At 50.0% G+C, this 9,764-nt stretch carries 7 protein-coding genes; all 7 read right to left on the reverse strand.

What is annotated here, in order from left to right:
- Position 1: 1 nt before the first annotated feature.
- Positions 2-2,035, reverse strand: coding sequence for an AAA family ATPase (locus EOW68_RS16295; RefSeq protein WP_128226227.1), 2,034 nt, complete (start codon positions 2,033-2,035; stop codon positions 2-4).
- Positions 2,035-2,193 (reverse strand): hypothetical protein, encoded by a 159-nt coding sequence (locus EOW68_RS18935; protein ID WP_431359004.1) that lies wholly within the window; start codon positions 2,191-2,193, stop codon positions 2,035-2,037. Before EOW68_RS18935 ends, EOW68_RS16295 begins: the two co-directional genes overlap by 1 nt.
- Before the next feature lie 132 nt (positions 2,194-2,325).
- Positions 2,326-3,741: a DEAD/DEAH box helicase family protein gene (locus tag EOW68_RS16300; RefSeq protein WP_128226228.1), complete on the reverse strand. Its 1,416-nt coding sequence runs from the start codon at positions 3,739-3,741 to the stop codon at positions 2,326-2,328.
- A 61-nt stretch (positions 3,742-3,802) separates the two neighbouring features.
- Entirely contained in the window at positions 3,803-6,802 is a 3,000-nt protein-coding gene (locus tag EOW68_RS16305) for a DEAD/DEAH box helicase (protein WP_128226229.1), read from the reverse strand.
- 146 nt (positions 6,803-6,948) lie between these two features.
- Positions 6,949-8,202 (reverse strand): hypothetical protein, encoded by a 1,254-nt coding sequence (locus EOW68_RS16310; protein ID WP_128226230.1) that lies wholly within the window; start codon positions 8,200-8,202, stop codon positions 6,949-6,951.
- Between the two features lie 59 nt (positions 8,203-8,261).
- Positions 8,262-8,924: a metallophosphoesterase family protein gene (locus EOW68_RS16315; protein WP_431359005.1), complete on the reverse strand. Its 663-nt coding sequence runs from the start codon at positions 8,922-8,924 to the stop codon at positions 8,262-8,264.
- A gap of 38 nt (positions 8,925-8,962) precedes the next feature.
- Positions 8,963-9,508, reverse strand: a complete 546-nt coding sequence (locus EOW68_RS16320; protein WP_128226231.1) for a hypothetical protein — start codon at positions 9,506-9,508, stop codon at positions 8,963-8,965.
- Between the last annotated feature and the right edge of the window lie 256 nt (positions 9,509-9,764).

Genomic DNA, 9,764 nt, shown 5'->3' on the forward strand with positions numbered 1-9,764 from the left:
TTTAATCACCTCGTGCGGCCATCTGTTCTGTCTCAATCCGGGTCTGAGGATGGTTGTCTACACCCTCACCGTCGGTGAAGTTGAGCCAGTACACCTCGCCGACAATATCCTCCATTTCATCTTCGACAGGGCCTTCCCACTGCGCATCAGTTGCGAAAACTACCACCTGGTTCGCTAACCTTGGGATTGCTTCGCTAACTTCTCTTCTATGAGTTTTGTCGAGTGCACCAAAGGGAGAATCCATCACGATTGGATAGATGCCTCCTGTATCGAAATACTCAGACTCTGCTTCACTCTCGTACCGCTCTTGTGCAATATCAACCAAGCTGCCGATAAACGCCAAGCTGGCAATCTGTCGTTCACCTCTCGATTTATCTACCTCTATTTGTTCGTCGCCAACTTGCTGCCAGATTTTCAGGGCGAAGTCCTCTGATATCTCAGCCTGGAGGTCTTTAGTCGCGATCTCACTAAACTCAGACTGAATCCGCTCGTTTGACCACCGTCGGACTTTATTCTTCAAGTTGTCGAACACCGTTTGCAACTCGTGTTCTACCTCTTTAGCAGCTTTCCGACGCTTTTTTGCTAAGAGTGTTTCAGCGTGCTCGTCTTGCTGGTCGTCTATTTCAGTTTCAATTTCTGAAATAGCTTCGTTTTTGTCATCTATTTTCTGCTCAATGGCAGCTTCCTCACCGATAAGATCATCGCGTTCGGCAAGTTTTTGTTCACGATTGTTCTCCAGTTGCGAAGGAGACAGCCCTTCATCAGTCGTGCTGTCCATCTTTTGTAGTTCTGTGCTCACATCGTCGATCTTCTCCTCCCAGTCTTCAACCTCGTCGTGAAGTTCCCTTCGCTGGGCGGTCAACTCGTCAATCTCTTCCAGAAAGTCCGATTCGATCTCAGCAATTCTGTTTAATTGACCGACAATACGAAGGGCAGCTTGTTCGACACCGTCCTCGATCGTGTCTCCGCGTCGTCCAACGACGTGTTCGTACGGTTGCGTCCCCTGTTCTAGCTCCCGTCCACAAATACACTGTTCGGCTTGCAGCAAGGATTCAATAAATGAGTCACTCAGTTCGGAAGGAATCTCACCACGTTCTCGCATCGCGTCTAGCTCCTCAGCTGTTTCCCTGATCAGCGGCATCGCGAGAGGAACTACCCCTTCTTCGGAGAGTTGCTCTTTTATTTGATCGTTTATTCTCTCGATATCTGTTTCGAGTTCCTGGACCTCCTCTTCGTATTCAGACCTTCGCTCCTGGAGTGCTGCGCTTTCATCCAGTCGCTCTAGCTTCTGGTCTATATCGCTAATTTCCTGCTCAATATGTTCAATATTCCGCTGGACATCATCCTGTTCACGCTTTAGAGCATCTATCTCTTCTTCAATAGCCTGTTTCTGGTCAATGAGTTCGGCGAGTTCCTCACTGGCACTTTCCTGTATTTCATTTTCAAATCTTCCTGCCGCGTCGCCGAGGTGTTTGGTCGCCCGCTCCAGTATCGTAAGGCCCATGATATTCTGGATGGCCTCTTGGATGCGATCTTGATTATCGATGCCCGCCAACTCATCAATGTCCTCACCGTCGAAGAAAAACAATCCACTAAGTCGTTCAGGCAATATCTGGTCAAGCTTATTTGATGCGTTGTTTCGTGTTGCCCAGGACCCATTCTCACGGTACTTCAACTGAAGGTCCATTTCGGTAACCTCACCATCGAAGTCGTCACTCGATTGCTTTTCATACACTGCGTTCCGTTCCGCAACGTATTCGACCCCCTCGTGGTCGAATGAGAGACGAACCGAGACATCTACCTTATCGCCAACAGCAGCTTCAGCCATAGCCCCCTCGCTTGCCAGGCGCTCAGGACGAGTATCGAAGTCAACGTCATCATAGAACAGCCAGGTGAACGCATTCAGCAGCGTTGTCTTGCCTGAGCCATTCTGGCCGTGGACTACCGTCACGTTCTTCTCTGACCCATTTGCAAAGGTGATAGCGTCATCCCGAAACTGACGGAAGTTTTCGAGTTCGAGTCGTTTCAGTTCCATTAGTTAATCTCTTCTCGAATAATGTCTTCAACGTCGTTGATGATGCCCCGAGGATTATCCAGGTGGAGTTTGTCTTTTTCGGCCTGCAATACGCGCTCTCGAATCCGCTCCCGTTTGGTCTTAGTTATGTTTACATTTTCGTCTGCGATGTCTGTCATCAATGTAAATGGGCCCCTCCACGTATTTATATGTTAATCAGAACATGACGTTGAAATTAATTGATATCGCATCAAAGTAGCACTGCCGCTTACTTATGAAGTATTTTATAATCTCATATTTGCCGTAATTGGTCAGGCACCGAGAAGGTCGTAACGACGTTTTGTCTCTCGGAGTGTACCCTCGGTCGTCGGGACACCGGTGACTTCAGCGTCAGGGTGATTCCGTGCAGCATCCGTGAAAGTGGACACACGCTCGAGCTCTTTTCGAATTAGTGTCTGTTCGACATCATACTGCTCATCGGACAGAATTTTTGGATGTCTGGATGTATCTGGCACCGTGACAAAATCGTGTATCACCGCGAATTCTTTGTCGGCGTGGCGTCGGAGGATGCGGCCACGCCGCTGGACGTATTGCCGAGGGTTCGTTGTACTTGCGAGCAGATAGGCAGTTTTAGTCGCCGGGACGTCTACGCCCTCATCAAGGCACCTAATTGAGGTCAGAACATCGATCTCCCCAGATTCAAACTCAGACAGCAGTCTTTCTCGTTCAGCCTGATCCTCCCTAGCGGTGAACCGCTCAATATCTAAATTTGTCTCCTCTCGCAAGCGCTGTGTCGTCGCGTCCACGTGACGAGTTCCTTTTGTATCTACACCGGTCGAACCGTCGCTACAGTAGACCAACGAGTGGCTATGGTCTGTCTGGTGTTCAAACAAGTCTATCAAAACGTTGAGTTTCTGCCGGGCAGTTCCAATTAGACGAGCACGTTTAAATAGCGCCTGCTGAAGGGCCTCGCTTTCTTCAAGAGCAGTAGACGGATCGTCACTGTTGGCCTTAGCCATGAGGCTCCCAATTTGTCTGGTTAGTTGCATATACAGTTCCATTTCGTCATCCTCAAGCTCAACGATATGAGGTACATAATAGTACTCACAAAGAATACCGGCATCAATGGCACGTTCAAGTCCGTAATCGAAAACTGTCCCACCAAAGTAATTGTTTAATGCAGTGGTTCCCTCGTCATCGTACCATCTTTCGGGAGTCGCCGACAACCCAAGACGAAGACTGAAATCGTCCATCAGTGCGTTTTGCGTGTGTGGGGCACCCATATGATGTACCTCATCAGCAATCAACATTACCGAGCTTTGCGCCCGCCTAATAGTCTGCCGTGGGCTCTCTCCAGAGAGGGTACGGTGAGTTGTAACGACAACACAGATATCTCGACTGCCTGAATTCAATTCGAGTAGCTGCCGCTCTAGTTTTGGTTGCCAATTTCGTCTCGACTCGTATGCCAATACGGGTCTCGAATTGAATGATCTGACTTCCTCAGCCCATTGGTCGACAAGATGTTGATAAGGGACCGCAATTACAACAAGTAGAGGGTTATCCACGGAGTCTGCGACTTGGCTGGCTGCTAGCAGGGCCGTCACTGTTTTTCCTGTTCCCGTAGCCATGCGAAGGATTCCTCTACCACTTTCCCCTGACCACCGGCTGATTGCCTCCTGTTGATAGTCTCGAGCCTCGACCCACTGCGGTGGTTTCAGCTTTCCCATTGAAGTCTGTTATATTGATTCATGATCCATGCGTATTACTCAACTGATCTTTGGTATCCTATTAGACTGGCCCGACCGACATTCTGATTAGTCTGACACGTGGCTCCGAAATTCCATCTACAGCCGATAGTTGCGCGTCGTCCGCAGATTGGAGATGGCCAAGCGTTTCATATCCGGCTTGAGACAAAGTGTCGGCGGTTGATGACGAAATACCCCGAACCTCCGCGACAGGTGTCTCTTCCGTTGACTCGTCAGTTTCTGAATTCACGGGTCTTGTCTCCGCCGGAGTCTCAATCTTCGGGGGCTCGGTATTTTCATCGGCCACAACGTCCACAGGCTCTGGGTCGAACTCTTCCAATAGTTTGCTTGCACGCTCTAATTCCGCATCCGATTCGACAATGACTGGCAGTGGAGTCTCAGAGTCTGGAGTTAGCGGGACATGCCATGTGGATAGGTCGGCGAATCGGTCGCCAATTAGTGCCAGTACTGCAGCCGGTGGCTCCCTGATTGACAGGGTTTCGAAATCAGTAACTCTTTTTCCATCGCCATGGACATCGCGATACTCGTCAATATCGATGGCATCTGTTTCCGCCAGCTGGGCACCGTAACCTGCCGATTGCTCACCGAACCCTTGTTCGCTAACAATGGCGTTAGTCATCTCTATCCATTGCTTGAACGGATCTGTCTCATCCAGATTGTCCAGCCCGCTATTCAACAGTCCACGATGGATAATTCCGAGACTCCGGAATGCATCATAGTGTTCGGCTAAAGGCGAGGGCGAGGTCTGCCGTTCAGTACCTGCCTCTTTACTCCGTTCAGTCTCCCGTTCGCTAGTCGTAACCATCGACTGAGCTTCAGCGGTAACACCGTATACTGCTGAAAACCACTCCGTGCCGACAGCTGGCACATCAACCGGTGTCTCATCGATCGCAGCAGCGTAGGCCAATTCAAGAATCGTCGCTCCGTTCTCACGGGCCAAGATTTCGACGCCTAACTGTTCTAACTGTGCAACATCGGTGGACACAGTGTCTTCGACATTGACTGATGGTGGCTTGAGAATTCCGTCTTTATCGGGCTCGAGGACCTGCCCAAAGAATTCCGAAACCGTCTTTACGAATGATTCACCGTCAGGTTCGACGGCGGAGTCGCCCGGCTGTACTCCCATCACGTGGTGGAATTGGACAGTGTCTTTGCTCCCAGCATCTCTGAGGAGTCGTCCAAGCCGTTGAACCAGCGTCGAGTTGACGCCGCTCCCAGGTTTGGCGATGTTGATACCAACCTCAACCGAGTGAATGTCGTTACCCTGACCGATGCGTTTCCCGGGACCGATGAGGACTTTTTTGTCAGCATCAGATTCGTCAAACTTCCTAATAGTGGACGCGTGTGTCTCGGCTGACGCCCCCGCCTCCAAGCGCTTGATCAAACGGTCCTCGTCCTTTTTATTCAATTCTTGCCAGAGGGTTTTTGCCTCCCCGTATGTGCGTGTCAGTACGAGTGTGGGTCGACCGCTCGCTAACGCCCGTTCAGTTTCTGTAAGGACCGCTGTCAGATCCGCCGAGAGATTTAATCGGTCCAGGGTCCGATCTGACAGCCCCTTTGCAAGCGATTCAAGCCACTCTGTCGGTGCAGATTCACCATCACCGACATCACGCAACTTGTTCGCCAGCGCAGTGCCTGACGTATACGAACCGACGATTTCTTCAGATACTGCGGTATCCAGTTCTGGCCCTACTGACTCAATTTCTGACCGCTCAACGTGTAGCGTTCCACTGTCATACGTAATGATATCTTGGAACCGCTCGGCCGTATCCCGAAGCCGATCAAGTGCGCTGCCTTCAGTGACATCAGTAAATCTCAGAGTCCACTCGAAGTCTGGAATCACACCATCAGTGAGCGCGCGATCGTGTGTATATCTGTAGACAACCGGGAAGCTTCGGTCAGCTTGCCGAACAATTGCACGGAAATCGTCGGTCACGCTTCCTGTCAACGCCAACACCGGACATGATGAGTCAATGAACGAGACTAGATTGTCACCCCATCCCGACCGAGATCGATAGTTGTGAACTTCGTCGAAAATGGCAAGGCCGTAGTCATCAGGACGAATATCGTCTAAACTCCTTGCTGACTTGATTTCGATTTGCATTCGAGGGAGCTGGATTCCATTTTCAGTGATCCGAGTAAATTCCTCAGGTGTATGGCAGTGTTCTTGGAACAGGCGTGCCCACTGTATGCCGAGCAAGTCGTCAGTAGTGACGATGAGTATGTCGTTAGAGCGCCGCCGGTCAGGTTCGGGAATCTCACTATCGAAGATGTCTTCGAGCCGTTGTTGGTCCGCTGGGTGTAGTGATCCCGCATCGACGGTGTGTGCGACAGCTGCCAGTCCAAGCACCGTTTTCCCAGTGGCCGTCGCCATATCGACATAGCCATTCGAGCCGTGATGCAGCCACAGTGCAAGACTTTCTAATTGGTGTTCCCACAGCTCCGTCGATAGGTCCAACGACGCAAGCTCGGTTGTTAGTGTCTCTGGGTCATCCGTGTCAGGCAGCGCCTTGGTGACAATGTCTGCCAGTTCAGGAGCCGTCGTCAGTTCCGAGACTAGTTCTCTTGGGGTCTCTGTGTCGGGACGTAGCTGGCTGGCCAAGTCAGCTCGCTGCCCGCTCGCCTGCCGCTGGACTGTCCGAGTCAGTAGTCGTGAGAGAATTTCACCAGGTGGTATGTCGTCCTTTTCGATGTCCGCAAGTCCCTCGCGCAGAGCCTGGAATTCGACTAGCAAAGACCCCAAATCAAAGTCGTCAGGCAACGCTGTTTGGCGTGACCGGTCGCCTGTAAGTGCAGCAATGCCTTCAAGATAGTAGTCCCGAGCTTTGTGTTCGAGATCCCAGCCGCTGCTGAGTAATGTCTGATTGTTTATGTCGCCTACGACGTATTCACCATCTGCTACTCGCCGGGCCACGTAGTCGATACGACGTGGCCACTCGCGTTGGTCATGATCAGACAGTACTGATGATTTGAAAACAGGGTCCTCATCGACAACTTTGTCCCAGGGGTTACCAGCTGTCATCGCTCTCCCCAACAAATTCGTAGTAGTATCGTGTGGATTGGTCGCACGAACTCTCTTGAAGTCGTAGATGGTCGGTGGGAATAATTGTTTTCACGACTTTCTCTGGTAGACAAGATTTTTCCAGATATATAAATCGATGTCACGAACTACTCAGTAAAGGTTGCGCTTGTCCAGACACGTCCACCCGGACGCCCGCAGACATCATCTAGCTGTAATAATACATCTCGGACTAATTCCCAATATTCCATTCTATTTCGGCCATTCAGTTCACCCTGGTTCCACACTACGCTCTTGATATCGTCAGCTTTTGCTACATTTTCGGACTCAATATAATCTATGGCGGCCTCAACACCGCCGAGAATCTGGTCGTCTGTGAATGAAGTTGCGTCAGGTTTCTTCGTTTCAGTTTTGTCTTCCCCTCGCACCCCCATTCTATGGGAGTCACTCCTATTTTCTTCGGAGGCTTTTGGACTCAAGTTATCGGCTTCACTAGGCTGCTCTGAGATGGTCTCTGACTCCTTCGAGGAATTACTGTCTGTCGGCACCTCGGATTCGGGAACTGCATCGGAAAACTCACCTGCGATCTCACCCAGAATCCCTTCCGCGGATTCTGCGTCGACATCTGGAACCGAAGGCTCCATTTCATCCGCAGCCGGTTCATATTCTTCGAAGTGCTGTAGCGGGTTGAGCTCCGGATTGATGAACAGCGGTTCGAACTGCTGGTCGACTAAGATTCGCTCATACTCCGTCACAATTCCTTCGATAGCATTTTCACCTTCTGAGGTTAGTTTATAGCTCTCTTCGGGGTTGATCGATAATTCGACAGTCTGACTACTCGAAGGTCCGTGCCGTTTCTTGGGTTCGTTGTCCACTGGCTCGATAAGATGTCTGCGGAGGAATTTCGTAAACAAACCTATCTCTTCAACTGTAACTCCATCCGCATCTGCCACAACTTCCTTTGGGGTAAACTCCGATCGGCCGTGCATTACTTTGGCCAACTCAAGATATTCATCGAAGGCGGCTGCAACCCATAGCATGTCGTAAACAACTGGACTGTAATCTTCCCGCGGGCTCGGAATAATATCAAGCAAGAATTCCAAGTCTTCACCTGTCAGGTCCTGTCCAAGCAGTTGCTGTTCACCCGACATCCCGCGGAGCAATTGAATCTCGAGAAGCCACCGATAGCGCCGTGCTAGCCGAACCAACGCCCATTGCCTGTCCTTCGGCAAAAAGTATATTTTGTAAACTCCTTTCGCCGCTGACTTTGTCGGTACCAGATAGATACTCTCGACAGGCTGGCCGCCAAATTCTGCCTGGATTGTTTGTGTGGTGCCTTCGATTTCATCAGAGAAGGCCGGACCTTCGTTTAAGATAGATACTGGATACGTCTCTGAACCCATTGTGATTTTGTATTAGTCGCTTCCTCAAATGTGTTACTTGAAATGTCCAATAATCTCACTTATCGACCCTGATACAGGCGAGTAGCGTTCCTTTCTTTGATTGGTGTCTCGGCGATCTGTTCCGCAACTCGATCAATATCGTATGATGTACGTTCAAGTGAAATAGTCATCTCTTCGAGATTAATAACCGCATATGACGCTCGAGGATCCTTGTCACGAGGCTGACCCACACTGCCTGGATTCACGACAAGCCGATCGCCGTCAACACGTGCTGAACCCTGTCTGTGCGTATGGCCAAGTACAAGCATATCTTCAGCGTCAAGGAGCGTTTCATCAAATTCCGGCTGGTACGTATATTGGAATCGGTCAACGGGATGTCCGTGAACCACTTTTAGTCGGTCATCGAATAAAAGACGCTGATCGGGAAGAGATTTGATCCACGCTTTCTGCTCATCCGCAAGTACTTCAGCAGCGTACGCATCACCTGCATCGGTGATTTCGTCCCAGAATAATCTTGCATCGTGATTTCCCATGATCGAGTAACTACGTGGATGCCTGATACGCTTGACACACTCTGCAGGCCACGGTCCGTACCCAACAACATCGCCGGCGTTTACGACGGCGTCTACATCTGGCATATCGGCGAGAACAGCTTCAAGCGCGGCTAAATTACCGTGTATGTCTGAGATAAGTCCAATGACATTAGCCTGTTTACTTTCCACGAATATCACCACTATTTGTCTGACCACGAACAAACTTGTCAGAGTTCAAAATCATTGATGATTTCATCGGTAACTGATCCTTCCTCGGTTTCCTCAAGGATTTCCTCGGCATCTCTAGAGTTTGTATCTATTGACTGGCCTTCGCTATCGCACTCTATCTCTCCCGATTTTTTCCCACTATTGTGTTCGATACTTCCATCAGATAATCTCTCAAATTGATTATCCACTGGCGCTGGATCGATGTCCTGACCAAACCAATCAACGGTAAAATCTGCTGTTGAGGTCAGGCGGTGTTTTACATCTCCTGATTCAGTCTTCCATACATGTCCACGCGCTTCGGTTACGACATACCAGTGGCCAACCTTCCAGTTAACAGCGACTTCGTGCATGTCCCAGATGTTGATGTCGAACGGATTCTGATTTCTGTCACTGACTTTCACCACTGGTGCGTTGTCGCTGAGGGGCGTTTGCTGCACCTCATTTGCTCTGACAAGAATTGGACTCTCGAGTCGTAATCCATCTGGAATCGCGGCGCGGACATAATCAAGTTCGGCTAACTCAAAGTCTGAGGTTTCATCAGACATGATTATTACTTGACTCCAATGAATCGGTATGTGAGAAATTCTTCAATAAATTTATTGTTAGTTATGTGGCAAGTTCTAATTTCCGTTTGGATATTATCGTTATTCTTTTCAACATTATTACTGCCCATATCGTACGTGTTTACCCCGAGGATTCTAGGGTCGGGACAGCAAACTCTCGTGAAACCATCTCGTTGTCTCGGACAACTCGCTTGAGTTCGTCGTAGGGATTGCGTCCCTGCTGGCTCCACGTCGCCAG

The organism is Halovenus amylolytica (assembly GCA_004015825.1).
Taxonomy (GTDB): domain Archaea; phylum Halobacteriota; class Halobacteria; order Halobacteriales; family Haloarculaceae; genus Halovenus; species Halovenus amylolytica.